This is a genomic window from Rhodopirellula islandica, assembly GCF_001027925.1.
GTDB lineage: Bacteria > Planctomycetota > Planctomycetia > Pirellulales > Pirellulaceae > Rhodopirellula > Rhodopirellula islandica.
The window spans coordinates 258,041-273,656 of sequence record NZ_LECT01000015.1; the positions used below are offsets into that span (position 1 = coordinate 258,041).

Consider the following 15,616-nt stretch of genomic DNA (forward strand, 5'->3'; position numbering starts at 1 on the left):
CTTGCGCGTTGCGGGACCGCTAGCTGCCGCTTGACAAATGTTCATCTACGAGAGGGGTTTTCAGACCTCCGACACAAACTAGGATCGCTTGGCTTTCGAACGGCCCCCTCCCAGCGTTCTTCCCCAGCAGTTTCTAGCGTCACCGGACCACTGACCATGCCGTCAAAGAAGAAACCGAAACAAGGCTTCACCCTCGTCGAACTGCTGGTGGTGATTGCAATCATCGGCGTGCTGGTGGGGTTGCTGTTGCCCGCAGTGCAAGCTGCCAGAGAAGCCGCTCGGCGAATGAGTTGCAGCAACAACTTCAAGCAGATTGGGTTGGCGATGCACAACTATCATTCGGCCTACAATCGACTGCCTGCACAGGGAGCCGGAACTTATGATTCACTCAACTCCGGCCCAGCGGCTTGGTGGTCCAGCAGCGAAGTAGCCAACAACCTCCGGCTCAGCATGCTCGTTGGCTTGCTGCCATTCATGGAACAGCAAGCAATGTGGGATGCCATCAGTCGCCCGAATGGTCTCAACGCTGACAAATCAACCCGGACACCGCCCTGGCCAGCGATGGGCCCTTCGCCAACGCGACTTGACTACGGCCCCTGGGTGACGGAGATGCCGACCTTCCGTTGCCCAAGCGATCCCGGTTCGGGACTCCCTGCGTTTGGGCGCACCAACTACGCGGCCTCTTTCGGCGACAGCGTTTACAACGTTCATGAGGGTGGACTGAACGACTACCTGCAACCGGATTCCGTTCGCTCGGAAGAAACCCGAGCTTCAGCTCGGGGCTTTTTCGTGATGCACAAAAACATGGCGTTCCGAGACATTCTGGACGGCCTGTCCAACACGATTGCGGCGGGTGAAATCGCCACCGACCTGGGCGATGACGACAAGCGAACGATCGCGGTGGATCAAGCTTCATGGATTGCCGGCCCGTCCAAAAATCCTGCGTGGTGCGCGATCCAATTGCCCAACTGGATCGATCCCGAACGGCCTCAGTTCTGGGGACCAGCAGCTGACCCACGCGTTCCAGTCACGGACGGTCGCGGATTCCGATGGGCCGATGCCTACCAGAACTTCAGTGCCTGCAACACGGCACTGGCGCCCAACCGAGAACTCTGCACGACCGACACAGCTTCACTGCTGACTTCGTTCCCGACTTCCAGCCGCCATCAAGGTGGGGTGCACGTGCTGATGGGAGACGGAGCGGTGAAATTCATCACCGATTCCATCGAAGCCGGAAACTCCGGTGCAGAACCAATCTGGCGATGGAACACACCAGGCGCCCAAAGCCCCTATGGATTGTGGGGTGCACTCGGCACGCGTTCGTCCAAAGAAGTGATCAACGGCGAGTTCTGATGCCCTCGCAAACACGATTGGCATCGACCACCACCGCCCGATGAATTCACACCACTCTTCCCTTCATTCGATCGTCACGATGAAAAAGCCCCGTCTTGTTGCCTTCAGCACCCTTCTGTTGTGCTCATGCATTCTGTGCCAGGTAGGTTGCGCCCCCGGCAATGCTCACAGCGTGATTGAAGACGCCAGCGACACGGAACTTGCCGAAATGCAAGCTATGATTGACCAAAGCGAGCAAACCACCCAACAGTCGTCCGCTGACGCTGCCAAACAACCTTCGAAAAGATAGAGAGCCACAACATGTGCAGTCGACCAACCGGCGTGATTGCCCTCGCCCTCTCACTTCTATCCCCGGTGATCGCGGAGGACCTTCCTTCCATCAATGATCAACGCGCGCACGAACGCTTTGAGTTCCAACTCACTTACGACTTGGACTTCTCCTCGCCCGAGACACTGGATCCCAAAACAGGCTTCCTCCGTCGCGAAGACATGGGTGTCAGCAACAATGCCGGACAGCACCGCCAGGGACCGGGACGGCGGCACGCCGCCTGGTACGACAAACACCACGACCAAACGGCATCGATCGAAGACGGCGTGTTGATCCAACGAGGCTTCGTCGCCGATTCAGACATCGAAGGTTTTGCAAGCCGCGACGCCGGCGAATCGCCTCGCAATTTTGCCTACCTTGACCCCGATCCGAACGACGCCGCCCGAGGCGAAGTCAACTTTGCCGACTTTGAAATCCACACGTCATGGTTCGATACCTTTGCACTGAAAAGCATGAACGGCCAACAAGTGCCGGTCGAACGATCCGATCAACAGGTCCCCAAAGATCAATTCTGGGGACAACCCGGGAAGACCGACACGGCCTCACCCAACATCACCTTTGAGCCAGGGACATTCTTTGAAATCGAGGTGAACTTCGAGGGCATGGAAGCACTCGCTCACCGCCATTCGTTTTGGCTGATGCCAGCTTCGGAACAAAGCGGTGCGTATGACAATGATCCAGCCAACGGGCTTGAGATTGACATCTACGAACACGAGATGGTCGTCGAACAAGATTCGCCAGAGGCTGAATCCCGCAACAACATCCTGCTCATGAAGTGCATCGGTGGAAAAACGAATCCACCATCCACCTTCAACGAACTTCGAGAAGACGGCAAGACATCGATCGATGTCCCGGGGATCAATCAAGGCTGGCACAAAATCGGCCTGTTCTGGACCGAACAGGCTTTGATCTGGTTTGTCGACGGCAAAGCAGTTGTCCGCGACTCCAAACTGGTACCAACAGTACCGATGTACCTGATCATCTCACGGGAAGCGAACACGGGGGCAGGCCAATCCAGCGATCACCAGAACCTTCGAGCCGATGGGGAACAAATCCCGGTCGACGCAGGACTGTACGGGAGGAACGTCGCCACGCCCAAAAATCGAGACCTTATCAAACAAGGCCGAGACGAGGTTCGGGTGAGAAGCGTCCGAGCATGGACCATCCAACCGCGGACCTGAAATCGCTCGATCGCAATCGAACGCCACAGACCACCGCCCCAGTTTGCCACCTGAAGTCATCAAGCGGCACTCAACAACACGGCAACAAAACACGGCGTTGAACATGAAGTGCAACGCCCTGCGTGTCAGGTCATGAAATGACCTGCTGCTGGATTCAGCCAGCCATCCGCGTGATGCGATTGTGAGGGGCAGCCAACTCTTCTGCCGTCGGCTGATAGCGAAACTGCATCAGGTAGGCATCTTCCGTCGCATCGTCATAGAAATCTCGCAGCACTGAAATGGCCTTGAAACCCAACGACTTGAAGAACAACTGAGCTTCCAAGTTCGTCTCGCGAACTTCCAGCATGATGCGATTGCGACGTTCCTGAGACAACTTGCCCAGCAATTTTCGCATCATCGTGTTGCCGATGCCGTGACGTCGGTAATCACTGTGAACGGCGAAGTTCAGGATATGCAACCGATTCTTGTGCAGTTCATAGATCATGAAACCCGCCACACGCTCGTCGCATTCTGCCACCATGCCAATGCAATTGCGTTGGCGAAGGCAGCGGATGAAGTCATCCTCCGACCAAGCGAACTCAAAGCAGTTGGATTCAATCCCCAAGACATCCGGCATATCTCGTCGAATCATCCAACGGATATGCGCGGCTTGTCCGGTCAAAGCTGGGCCAATTTTCTGCGTGTTTTCCACGTCGGACTCCCTTCCGGTTCTGTGAAGATCGCATCGCCGTTTGCGGGGGCCTTCCTGGCTCTCCGGCGATGAGAGGGAAATTAGCAGAACCCTTTGACCGCACCAAGATGAAATCCCCATCCGAATTCTCCCTCCACGAACTGGCAACCCAGGGGCTTTGCGAAAGCGACCAGGCAAATTGGGCGACGTCGATTGAGGCCAAAAATTGACTTTCCGATCAATCGGATGGTGGGTTGTTTCGTTGCCAGGAAACTCGATCCAGCGAATTCCGCACGCTGTCCAGTTTAAAATCTGGCAACGTCAATTTCGGATCATGTTCGATCACAAAACTGCGAACCGCGTGCGTTCGATGAGCCAATTGGCAATCGACTTCCTCCACCAATGGAACGAAACGTTCCAGGAAGGATTGGTTGACGATGTAGCTGTACGTGCCAGCGACATGGTCCGCTGGGCACCGAACCAGATTGGGTGCGACAAGGTGCGTGGGGTTCCCTTGGCTTCCCACCAGAGGGTTGAAATACGACAGATGACAAAGGTCCCACTCGACTTCTTCCGGGAAATCCACTTTTTCTAGATAGCGAAAGAACTCCGGATGAATTGTGACATCGTCTTCCAAGACAATGACAGGCAGTTCCTCTTCGGGCCGATCATAGAACTGGATATGCGACAACGTGCATGCAGCAGACCCCCATAGATGCTGAAGGTCGGATCGCCATCTGCCCTGCAGGATCGCCGGCAATCCGAGGCGTTCAAAATCTTCGGTCTCGGGCGTCTTCGCTTGAATGATCTCCGCATTGCGAAAGCCTGCCCGGTGCAGTTGCCACTCGATTTGACCAACGCGTTCCTTTGATTGCTCGTCGAGCGTGCTGATCACGAAGGTCGGCGTGTCTTCATCGATGTGTTTCATGAAGGGCTCATCGAACGATCGCCAGCTGGGTCAACGAGCGAGCGTTCCCATGCACAACGGGCATGGCCGCGCCCTGACGATTCAACACCCGCCCATCGGGCAGGACACGAACATCGCCTCGTCGGCGATCATGGACACAAAAATTCCAACCCTCTGCGACTTCCACCCAACGACTTGCATCGCTGTGGCAATAAAAATTCAGTGCCGTCTGGTCGCCCCAATCGGTCGTTCCACGCAGTTCCCTGTTTCGCAATCGCATCGCTTCGGTGAAGTATCGGTTCAATGACTCAGCTGTTCCCGCACTGAAACCGCTGTTCAAGAATGGGTTGGATGCGAAGAGCTCAAACGCACGCCGACGCATCGACGCATCTTCGATCGTTCGCGTCCACCCACGAATCGCGTTGTTGTAGGGGAATCCGAGTGGTTCGCTGACCGCCAAAATCTTGCTGGGGTGTTGCTGCGTCTGCTGCCAAAGCGCATCGAGCCGACCTTGAAACAACACATCCCCCGCATCCCAGTAAGCCACTGAAGTTTCGCTTGGCAGCTGCGCGACGATGTCGCGAAAGTCGGCCAATCGCCTCACCGGTGGAAGCTGCCCGTTGTACGGTTGACGAATGAAACGGACGTTCGGCAACGCTTGCAGTTTCTGAATCTCGCTGGGATACAACCCGTACCCCACCACGATGACTTCCTGACGGTTTCCCGAAGCCCGCAACGTCCGCAAGAAGACGTCTTGGAATCGTCTGACATCACGACGATTGAACGCCACCAAAATTTTCGCGTTCTTCACGACCTCCGGGTTCACGCTGATTGGAGGCGGATCCACTGCCGCAACATTCCTAGTCGCACAATCGGTCGCCGAATGCCGAGGCGACAGATGCCATGCTTTGGCGCCGCTCAAATAACCGATGCGGGCTCCACTTCGGCGCACGTCTTCGCACTGGCACAAACATTCGCACTTGGAAGGTTCCCAACGAAACGCATTCCGTTCCAACACGGATCGACGGAACAACGTTGCTCCCATCGCGACATGCCGGGAATCGCGATGAGACGATGACTCACCCAAGTAGTCCGCGGCAAACGCACCGTAGTTGGACCTCGCCATCAAGGCATGGTGCAACCGAGCGATGCAGTCTTTGCCAAGCACCACGTCGTCGTCCAAGAACATCAGGTGGTCCGAGCGCCCACGACGAACCGCTTCGTTTCGAGCCCGAACGATGGTCGCCATTCGGCTGGCGTCCGTCCGACCAGGTTGACCGATGACTCGGTGAACATTCAATCGGACATCGACTTGCGACTCAATCGCGTCCCGCACCGAATCCTGCAAGGGGCGATCGTCTCGAGTGAGCAGCGCCAGATCAATCGTTGGCATGAAATTCATCGAACGACCTCAGTGGCAACCGGCGGAAACCCCTGATGGCTCCATGTTGTAATGGTTGACCGAACGATCCTCCGGCAGCGGCGGGTAGAACTCCGCACTCTCCGCAGCCGTCATGCCGGCTTCCATTTCGAGCAACGACTGGGCCTGCTCTCGAACGTAAAGAATGCCAATCAACTTTTCCTTGTTCATCATCGCATACGCTTTCTGAGCCAGTTTCTCGCCCTCAAACCACTCGCCATCTTCCAGATCAACGTCGGCGGTGGAGTTGGGAACGAACAAACATTTCACGTCCATCGCGTAGAAACTGCGTTTGACCGCGAGCTTCGGCGACAACTGCTGACTCGCCACCACATAGGCGGGATCAGCGACGGCATCCCCCTTTTCGAAAGTGATGGTCGCCAATTCGGGGAAACGCGGTGGTATCGAGACGGTGCCCGACAATGCCATGGCACGAACTTGCTCTGGACTTTTACTCACGATGCTTGCCTCGGATAGAATGCTAGCGGCTGGTTTGTTCACCCCACGGAGAAGAAGGCTATTCCTTTTTCACGCCCCACGCAAGTTTGCCAACTGGAGCGAGCGACTCGGAACCAACCATTTCCAATTCCTTCCTTGAATCTTCCTTTTTGGCCGGACAGCATGCGTTTGTGTTTCTTGACAGCTCTTGTCGGCGTCGCTTTGACTGCCATTTGCCAGAGCAAGGTGGCTGCTCAGTCCGCCGACAACCCCGGCGTCATTTTGATGCCGAAACAAATCTACGAACAGATTCCGACACGAACGAACCTTTCGCCATCCACCGCTGCGTCGGTTCCAAGTGCGGCGATTCCGGGCACCGCCACTCTGAATGGGGTTCCCGTTCCGGCAAGCGATCGAACTGCCGAGCCTGAGACTCATCTCGCCCCGCCGATGAGTGCCGCGTACAGCATGGCCCCGGGAATTGATCAGAATTGGGGCCTGACAGACTCGGTCGTCCTGCCACAGCAAGTCGACCTGCGAGACCATTTGCCGACCCCCGGAAAACAAGCCCAAAACGATTGCGTCGCTTGGGCGGTTGCCTACTCGACCTACTCATGCCAAATCAGCCAAGAACGTCGACGCAAACCGACCTTCGCTGGCGACCACTTCAGTCCCGAATATGTCTACGATCAGATTTCCAGCAATGGAGAAGGGTTGACCGTTCAACGAGCGATCGATTTTTTGAAACTCAATGGGTGTGCATCACGAGCAAACCTGGATCAAACGAACCGACAAGCCACACCACAAGCAGCGGTCGAGGCGAACACCTTCCGACTGCTCGAAAACACACGTGCTCGCAACCTGGATGAGATCAAGCTGTACTTGCACGAAGGGTACCCCGTCATCCTGGTTGTTCGCATGGAAACGGAGTTCCGCTCCGACGAAAACGACGGCTCCCCCTACCTCTGGAGCAGCGATTCATCCTCCGAGGTGAACCATCATGCCGTCACCGCGGTTGGCTACGACGACCAAAAACGATCCCTTCGATTGATGAATTCATGGGGAACGCAATGGAAGGACCAAGGATTCTGCTGGGCGTCGTACGACAACTTTGATTCGATCGACGTCAGCCAGTGGTGTGCCGAAGCTCATGTGTTGCGAATCAAAGAACACGCCCCCTACGAAGCATGGATGGTCAAAGTCGATTCAGCGGCCCCGGTGAATCCATTCGCCCCACCGCCGCCTCCTATCCGGAGGCACTTCCTGTTGAAGAATGACCGAAAAGTCTACGAGAACGGACAAGTCATCTCGCCATCCTCGTGGAAAGTGGATGACCTGGTTTGCAACAACAAAAACCTGTTTCTGCTGGCGCGCGATCAAACCGTTTACCAACTGGAGGACACCGGCGTAGGCGCCAGCTGGTCGCATCTCAGTCGCGCCCCGCTGGCGGGAAAAAAGGTTTGCATGATGGCAGCAGCGGACTCTCAACCACTTCACGCCCTCACCGAAGACCAAAACCTCTACCAGTTCCAAGCAGCTTCGGCGACTTGGTCCCTCGTTTCCCTCTCCCCCAATGCCAGCAAGCCGATCGACCTGCGGACAGTCAACCAAAAGCTCCGAGTGATCACGAACAAGGGAACGGTTTACCAACGAAATACGAACGGCCAATGGGAAGAACGGACACGGCTTGCCCCTTGATCATTGGCTGGGCTCGTTGTCAGGGCCAAAGCATTTTATCACGGCCCAAAACTCCCCCTCACGGCTGAATCACAGCCGCTCATTCCGCATTGGGTTCTTCCACCACCTGCAACGTGCGTGCGACGCGAAATCCAAGATAAGGGTGGTGCGTGTAAAGCTTTTCTTGTTCTCGTTTGGCCGAACGCATGGTGGTCGGAATGTAGAACACCGCGCTGCCTCGTGCGGCTCGAAAAGTCGACTGGTTGTCGATCAAGCCATTGGTCGTGTCGACAAGCATCGTTTTGTTTTCGCGGCGTGAGACTTCATGAGTTTCGCACCACTCCATCACGTTCCCGAGAGTGTCAAACAAACCGAACGGGTTGGGCACCAACTGCCTGACCGGTCGAAACAGGATTCTCGAGCCCTGGGCAGCCCCTTCCGTTGTCCAGGCGTATTGAGGCAGCAACTCGGGCGAATTCCCATAGGAACGAGGCGTGTGGGTTCGTCCGCGGCAGGCATATTCCCATTCTGCTTCCGTTGGCAGTCGGTAACCCGTGCGTTCCAGAAAGTCCTTGGGACGCTTGATCCCTTCGGGCAACTGGTAGGACTGTTCAATTTCTTGGATTGACGGGTAACACATTTGCGATTTAGGAATGCCTTCCTGTTCACTCAGCCAACGGCAGTACTTGATCGCATCGAACCATCCAACGGAAGTCATCGGACAGTCGGGTTGAAGTGCGTACTGGGTCGCGTAAGTCGCATCGGGATCAAAACGCTGGAATTGCTCCAAGGTCACCTCCGCGTCACAAATCGCGAATGTCCGAGGGATCTGGGTGCGAATGGGAATCTCCAACGAGTGATCGCGAAAAGACTCATGGCCGGGAGATCCCATCACAAAATCCACTGGTCCCTGAATGGTCACCATCGTTTGCCCTTGCCCGTTTCGGTCCCAAACGGGAGCCAATTCTTCCGAGCCTGAAACGGAAACCGCTTCCGACACATGGTCAGCCGACGATGAAGGGCGATCGGATTGATCAATCTTCTCCACGACCTCTTCCCACTTCCAACGATTCGCCAAATACCGACAGATCGAATGAATGGAAGCCTGAGGATGGTTCGTCCCCCAATCGCTCACCAGTGTTTCTAGCTCCCGAAGATCATCCGCGGGCAACTGCTCAGGACGATATCGCGCCAGCGAAGCGAGCAATGCGAACCGACGAGATTCATTGTCCTCCACCCGCAACTGCTCCAGCAAAATGGAGGAGGGGACACTGAGCGACGCCAGCCGATCCATCAGAAACGATCGCAAACGAGGGTCAGGGGCGTCTTTCAAGGATTCCCAGAGGTGCTCCGCAGATCCCAGACGGGTCAATGCGATGATGGCATTCGCTTGCCGACTCGCAACATGGTCCTTTTGTTCATCCGTCACAACGGGACGGATCCAAACCGATGCCGCAACGCTTTCGTCGTCTTCCACCAGAGACAGACTGGCCAAGCGATAGCCTTCCGCGGCCAATCCCTTTGACGCTCGCCAATGGTCCTCGGCGGGAAGCCGTTCCAATGTTTTTGATTCGTACGCGCCACCGTTCCACCAAATCGCGGAATAGCTCACCGTGTCTTCGTCGAACTCGCCTGGAGGGTTCATACGGATGTCCGTTTGATATTTCCCCAACGTCACCCGCGTCTGAAAGCTGTAGGGGCTCTCGTTCCAAGCGTCCTCCGTCATCGGAGGTGAAACCAACCGATGACGCACCGAACTGTAGCGATCGCTCCCACTGGGATGGCGGCGTTTTAAATTCGATTTGGGAACGAACCCGCCGTGAAGAAGCGGCTCCCAGCCTTTCGATTGATGCTCCGAATCGGATAGTCCCAGGTAAATCCTGGAATCAATGACACCATGAGGTCGTTCCGTCCAGAGCACGCCGTATTTCTGCAACATTTGCATCGGATCCGATTCCGCATCAACAACATCGTCCGGAACCGCCGTCACGTCACAGGGATAAAACCCATCGTCGCGCATCGCTTGTTGAATCTCGTCCACGGATTCGCGATCAACGTCACCTGTGAACCGCCAATCCAGCCCGTCCCTTTCGAAAACAGCCGCGACACACGAATCCAAGCCTTTCGCATAGACGCGAACACACTCGGGACGGAACCCAAACGGCTGCATCGATCGTGCAAGCGATTCAAAGTCGTCCAAGGGACAACACTGAACCATTGCGAACGCCTCTCCGACCAAACCTTGCATTCCTCTGATTTCGTTTTTCAACTCAACGCTGATTTCCGGAAACCGCTCGAGGTCTTCGGTGTCCGTCCAAGTGGGCAGCGCTCGCTCACCCAATTCTTCGTTGAGGAATTGCGAGATCGACCGGGGATCCGTTTTCGCAACCGATAGCAGCAACTCAAACTGGTCCTTCTCCGCCGCGATCAACAAGTCCTTCAGGAGAGGGTCGGCAGGCGTCAGACAATGCGAGATCAGAAACGCAGCGTTCAATCGCACGTCGCTGCCTAAATCAAATTGATTCGCTTCTGATGTGGGTGCGAAGTACTCAACAGCGGGTTCAAGGATGTGTTCGGCGATCCGTGTGAAGCCCGGTGTCAACTCACCGACTCGTGTTGGATTCTGGTTCACGATGGCTTGCACTAGATGGGAAGCATGATGTTTCCAATCAGGATTCGCTGGATCAAGTTGTGCGAGCACCCAACCAAACCGAAGTCGCCGGTCTTCATCCAGAGTGTCGGATCTAAACCGGGACCAAAGCATTTGCGTTGCAAGTTCCGATTGCAGGGCGAGACGTTCCGCGATCACGCCCAGGGTGTCATGACTCGATTGCGGAATGGCATCAACCAGAGGTTCAATCTGACTGGGATCCTGATCCACCAAAGCCAACCTGGCCGCCAGGACCTCTCGAGGCGACTTGGTTGAATCCGCCACCACAAATTGCAATCGAGGTTCCGCCTCCTCTCGAATTGACTGCATGGTTTCGATCACCTGAGGCACCATTGCCACATCGGCGGCGAGCAACCGAGAAACCATCGACTCCGTTTCTTGCTTGGCCAGATGATTGGCAATGTTCTGGTTGACGGTGGCGACAGCGAGGCCCGCGAGAACCAGCAGAACTGCAGCGATGGCCCAACGTGTTCCGTGAAAACGAGTTGAGGCGGCCATCAGCTTGGCCTGATCTTCCGTGCGTTGTGCCGATGCGGTCAAAGCGAGAAAACGGAGGTATTCCAAACCACTTGGCAAAAACCGATTTTCGCGTTTCGGTTTCCAATACTCCGTCAACTCATTCAAACGCAGTCGGGCTCGCCCACGAGCAGTCTGGCGATCACTTTGAGTCAACCAATCCCGAATGGGCTCCACCAAAAAGTCGTGCGTCAACTGATAGCTGCGTTGGGACACATCGGATTCCACACCAATTAATGCTGCGGTGGGCGTGATCAAGCGAAGTTCTCCATCGAGCGCCTCAATCAGTTCCCCGAAGGTCGCGTCATCCAGACCGGCCACTTCTTGCAGACGATCCAGGTCTTTCATCTGCCCTTTGATTTTGGTCCCTCGCTCGGGCAGCAACTCGGCCAACACGGCTTTGGCAGGGTCGCGCAGCCTTCGGTGGTGCGGCGAAGCATTGGAGTCTTCAAAGGTTGACTGGAGGTAAACGATGTCGACCCCTTCGGCGCCACCAAACTCGGCCAGCGTCTTCAGATCCCACGTGCGACTCTTCAACATTTGCGCCAACACAGCCAAATGAATCGAGATCACTCTGCCGTTTTCTTGAACAGCCTCGATGATCCGCGAGATGAACTTGGTCTGTTCAGCCGTGATCTGCCCCAGGTCTTCCGGCAAGCATCCATAGGCCCGACCGAACTGCGTCAGAACATAGTGAGCGTGCCTGCGATCAAAGCGGTCCACCGCGATGCAGTTCACGTCTTGAACCAATCGCAAATCCAGCTCGTGAAAGAACTGAGTCGCAGGCATCCAGAAGTCGTCCCGAATCAACAACAAGCATTGCAGGTTCTTGCCGTCGCACTGGCGAATCGCGTCAACCAAGACTTCGTCTTGCATCCTCGAGTGAATGTGCAGCCATTGCTCAAATTGGTCCACAATGACCAGGACCTTTTTCCCCCCACCAACACCATTTTTTCGAATCGATGCCATCGCGCCGATCAGCGTGGACTCCGCAGCAATGTTCGAGTCCAGTTTTTGCAGTGCCGCCAACAGGCAGGATTCCGTGTGCGTCGCGTTCGCTTCCAACGAAACGACTTCCACGGACGCATCCAACAACGGCACCAAGCCCGCCTGCATCAACGATGACTTCCCGGAACCCGAAGGCCCGTAAATCAGCGCCACACGAAAAGCCTCGTCGATGTCTCGAGCGTCAATCCGGATCTTCAGCTGACGCAGCACTTCAGGAATCCCGTGAGCGTCTCGTGCCCCCGGGACCAACTGCAAAAAGAAACTGCGATCATGCTGGTCAAAGGCCCGCAATCCTTTCGGAATCACACGTGGCTCGGCGTCGGGGCGAAGCAAGTTTGCCAACTCGCCCGGCGAAGACAACGCATTGGCAGCGGGAACAAAGGTTGCCGATAAATCCCCGCTGTAATCGACCGTGGACTCTTCGGTTTGGTAAGAACCAAGGTCCGCTGCCATGGCAGCGGCAGTGGGGTAGCGATCCGAAACTCGCTGGGCCAACGCCTTCAAACAGATGCGTTCCAGCTCCATCGGCAAATTCGGATCAAATTGCCGCAGCGGCTTCGGTTCGGCCCGCACAATGTCTTGCAGCAACTGTTGGCTGGAGCCACCGCTGAAGGGACGCCGTCCCACCAAGAGCTCGTACAACACGATCCCCAAGGCAAAAATATCTGCTCGACCGTCGACCAAGTGGCCCTCACCACGAGCTTGTTCGGGGCTCATGTAGGAATAGGTTCCGATCAGCAATCCCGCCCGGCTCGGACGAGGAGCATCGTCACTCATCGCCAATCCAAAATCAGTCAACCAAGCTCGGTCTTGGGTGTCGATCAGAAGATTGCTTGGTTTGACGTCTCGGTGAACCAAGCCGTTGGAGTGCGCGTGATGCAGTGCTTCGGCGATCGAGCGAATCCACCCCAGCCCTTCGTCCAGGGAAGGTTTGGACGCCAGCAAACGTTCGCGAAGATCCACGCCCTCAATGAATCGCGAGACGACGAAGAAGGGAAACTGGTCCGAGTGGCCCACGTCATAAACAGGAACGATGTTGGGATGGTCCAGTTTGGCGACCATCCGGGCTTCCGACGTCCACTGAAATTCATCGCTGACATCTTGCAGCGACCGAAGTGGAATCTTGATCGCGACGTCACGGTTGAGTGACTCGTCTTTGGCTTGAAACACCGAACCAAAGCCTCCGCTCCCGATCCGACGGATGACGCGATAGCGTCCAATCCAGTCCGGGGTTTCGATGCTTGGAACCGCCCGTCCAGACGCGATGGTCGCATCCACTTGCGATGTCTCGGACAGGCGATTGATGTAGCCCGGCTGAGTTTTACTCGACGGAGTTTCCCCCGGAAGGTCCGAATCGGAAGCCAAACCTTCATCCTCTTAAAAGGGACGGAACAAACCTGTGGAGGACGTCGCCAACGACTTCCACAAGTGTCCACCTTACCCCATATCCATCGACGAAGTTGTGTCTTCAAACGAAATTGTCTGCCACCGAATCGCCGAGTTCCAAATCGAAACTCGCGACGATCTCATTCGTTGTCACATGGAATTGGCGGCATCCGTCGTGAGTTCGTTTTCAATCCAACGATTTGAATCGAATGTCTTTGAATTCCGCCCACATCGATTTGCCGGCGTGGAGTTGCAAAGCCAACTTCCCATCCAACAACGCAAGTTCAGGTTGCTCATCCGTGAAGTCGAGAATCAATTTCCCATTCAAGAAGTGCTGGATGTGGTTGCCATTCCCGATGATGACGACTTCGTTCCAGTCATCCAACTTGAACAACTTTTGGAACTCAGCTTCGTCCATGAAGTTTTCCAAGACCTGTTTCTTGCCGTCCTTCCAGACCGCTTTCTCACCAACCATGCAAATGCGTCCACGACGGCCACCTTCGTCGTAGATGAAACCGGCGATGTTGGGGAACTTCATTTCGTTGCGAAGTTCGTGCTGGTAACCACGCACGACCCACTCGTTGCGAGCCGATTTGTTGGTGATGTGCTTGGACCGGTACTGAATGCCCGAGTTGTTGTCCGCATTGCAACGGAACGAAAGCCGGACTTCGAAGTTCTTCGTGCTTCCGTCTTGCCAGATCAGGAACGTGTTTCCATTGGCTTTGTTTTCCTCGGTGGTTTCGCCATGAATGACACCATCACGCACGGACCACAATCGCTCATCACCGCTCCAACCTGCGAGGTCCTTGCCATTGAAAATCGAGGTCATGCCGCTCTCGGCAGGCAGCTTCACGGGGGAATCAGCAGAAACGACAAGCACGTTTGAAAAGACGACGGCCAAACCAAGGGCGAGCGTCGTTGACCAAGAAGTCTTCGAAGTGGTTGCAGTGAACAGTTTTGTCATCGAGGTGGGATCCTTAGGAGGGAATTGCAAGCATCGATCAGATTTGATCCACGCAGAGTATGGTTGAACGAATCGCCGACGCCAACCATTGGGGCAATCTGACAACCGAAAACTTCCGCGGCGGCCCCCTTCGGCAGCTCAAAACAGGGTTCCATGAAACGCAGACTGGATGGAAACAGGGATCGCGGTCGCCAATTCGTTTCAAACCCACCGAAAACACGTGTCATCGAATGGATTTCGCGGGGCAAATGAAGCCTGCACAGCTTACGTAATCGCCTCAGCCAGATTGTCTTTGCCTGGGATTGGCATATTCTATGCGAATGCCTGAACACGGAATTGCTTCCGCGATTTCTTTCGGCCAAAGTGCCGAGCAGGCGAACCATGGGTTCGACTCGCACGGTTGCGAGGCCGGAACGATCTTCATCGGCTGCTGCGATAGCACAGTCAACCACGGGTTTTTCGACCCGAGCGGTTCACGATGAGGTGTTTTTACAAGGAGTGACGTGAATGTCCGATTCGATACCGACACATGACGCAATCATTGCGTCCGAAAACGCGACTCGTCCAGAACCTGTTGTCATCACCAAGGGTGTTCCAGAGCCTACCGACACGCTGTACTGCGAGGACCTGCAAGTTGGCCAGCAATGGTTGAGTCCATGGCGGGTCATCTCTGCAAACGATGTTCGTACCTTCTCCCATTTGACGGGCGACTTCGACCCGTTGCACGGCGATGAAAGTGGCGTCGACAGCGACTTTCCCAAGTCCCCGTTTGGTCGACCGGTCGCCCACGGCTTGCTGGGGCTGAGCATCTTGGCGGGGCTGTCGACCGAGTTCCCGCGAGCAGCCACCTTGGCGTTGGTGTCCGTGGACAACTGGAGTTTTGACAACCCGGTCTTCTTTGATGAACGAGTTCGCGTGGTCACGTCGGTGGAATCAACCGAGGCCCACGGTCGTCGCGCCGCGAAAATCACTTGGCATCGCCAGCTGGTCAGCGACGATGGCCGGACGTTGCAACAAGGCAAATTCGTTACATTGGTGGCTTCCAACAAACGCTATCGCCGCCAGCCTCGTTGAGGCAAGCGGACTTGGTCTCGCTC

The 15,616-nt window shown here is 55.7% G+C and carries 10 protein-coding genes; 4 read left to right on the forward strand and 6 right to left on the reverse strand.

The annotated features are described in order from the left end of the window. Positions 1-156: 156 nt before the first annotated feature. Both RISK_RS06775 and RISK_RS06780 read left to right on the forward strand, forming a co-directional pair. On the forward strand, positions 157-1,353 hold the full coding sequence (locus RISK_RS06775) for a DUF1559 domain-containing protein (protein ID WP_047813491.1): 1,197 nt from the start codon (positions 157-159) through the stop codon (positions 1,351-1,353). 300 nt (positions 1,354-1,653) lie between these two features. Further along, positions 1,654-2,862, forward strand: coding sequence for a LamG domain-containing protein (locus RISK_RS06780; protein WP_047813492.1), 1,209 nt, complete (start codon positions 1,654-1,656; stop codon positions 2,860-2,862). A gap of 154 nt (positions 2,863-3,016) precedes the next feature. On the opposite strand, the gene rimI is transcribed toward RISK_RS06780, so the two are convergent. The 4 genes from rimI to RISK_RS06800 all read right to left on the reverse strand — a co-directional run bounded on the left by rimI (position 3,017) and on the right by RISK_RS06800 (position 6,318). Next, positions 3,017-3,493: a ribosomal protein S18-alanine N-acetyltransferase gene (gene rimI / locus RISK_RS06785; RefSeq protein ID WP_102017535.1), complete on the reverse strand. Its 477-nt coding sequence runs from the start codon at positions 3,491-3,493 to the stop codon at positions 3,017-3,019. 277 nt (positions 3,494-3,770) lie between these two features. Then, positions 3,771-4,460, reverse strand: coding sequence for a glycosyltransferase family 25 protein (locus RISK_RS06790; protein ID WP_047813494.1), 690 nt, complete (start codon positions 4,458-4,460; stop codon positions 3,771-3,773). A 7-nt stretch (positions 4,461-4,467) separates the two neighbouring features. After that, on the reverse strand, positions 4,468-5,841 hold the full coding sequence (locus tag RISK_RS06795) for a glycosyl transferase (protein WP_047813495.1): 1,374 nt from the start codon (positions 5,839-5,841) through the stop codon (positions 4,468-4,470). A 9-nt stretch (positions 5,842-5,850) separates the two neighbouring features. Continuing rightward, a complete protein-coding gene (locus RISK_RS06800) occupies positions 5,851-6,318 on the reverse strand; it encodes a hypothetical protein (RefSeq protein WP_047813496.1) in 468 nt (155 codons plus the stop codon). 135 nt (positions 6,319-6,453) lie between these two features. Here RISK_RS06800 and RISK_RS06805 point away from each other — a divergent pair, with 135 nt between their 5' ends. Beyond that, positions 6,454-7,995 (forward strand): C1 family peptidase, encoded by a 1,542-nt coding sequence (locus RISK_RS06805; RefSeq protein ID WP_236696092.1) that lies wholly within the window; start codon positions 6,454-6,456, stop codon positions 7,993-7,995. Between the two features lie 79 nt (positions 7,996-8,074). Here RISK_RS06805 and RISK_RS06810 read toward each other — a convergent pair whose 3' ends face one another. After that, positions 8,075-13,534 carry a bifunctional serine/threonine-protein kinase/formylglycine-generating enzyme family protein gene (locus tag RISK_RS06810; protein ID WP_047813498.1) on the reverse strand — a complete coding sequence of 1,820 codons (5,460 nt, stop codon included), beginning with the start codon at positions 13,532-13,534 and terminating at the stop codon, positions 8,075-8,077. A 208-nt stretch (positions 13,535-13,742) separates the two neighbouring features. Next, positions 13,743-14,519 (reverse strand): 3-keto-disaccharide hydrolase, encoded by a 777-nt coding sequence (locus tag RISK_RS06815; protein WP_047813499.1) that lies wholly within the window; start codon positions 14,517-14,519, stop codon positions 13,743-13,745. A gap of 507 nt (positions 14,520-15,026) precedes the next feature. On the opposite strand from RISK_RS06815, the gene RISK_RS06825 reads away from it, so the two are divergent. Further along, a complete protein-coding gene (locus tag RISK_RS06825; protein WP_047813501.1) occupies positions 15,027-15,593 on the forward strand; it encodes a MaoC family dehydratase in 567 nt (188 codons plus the stop codon). The last annotated feature ends 23 nt before the right edge of the window (positions 15,594-15,616 follow it).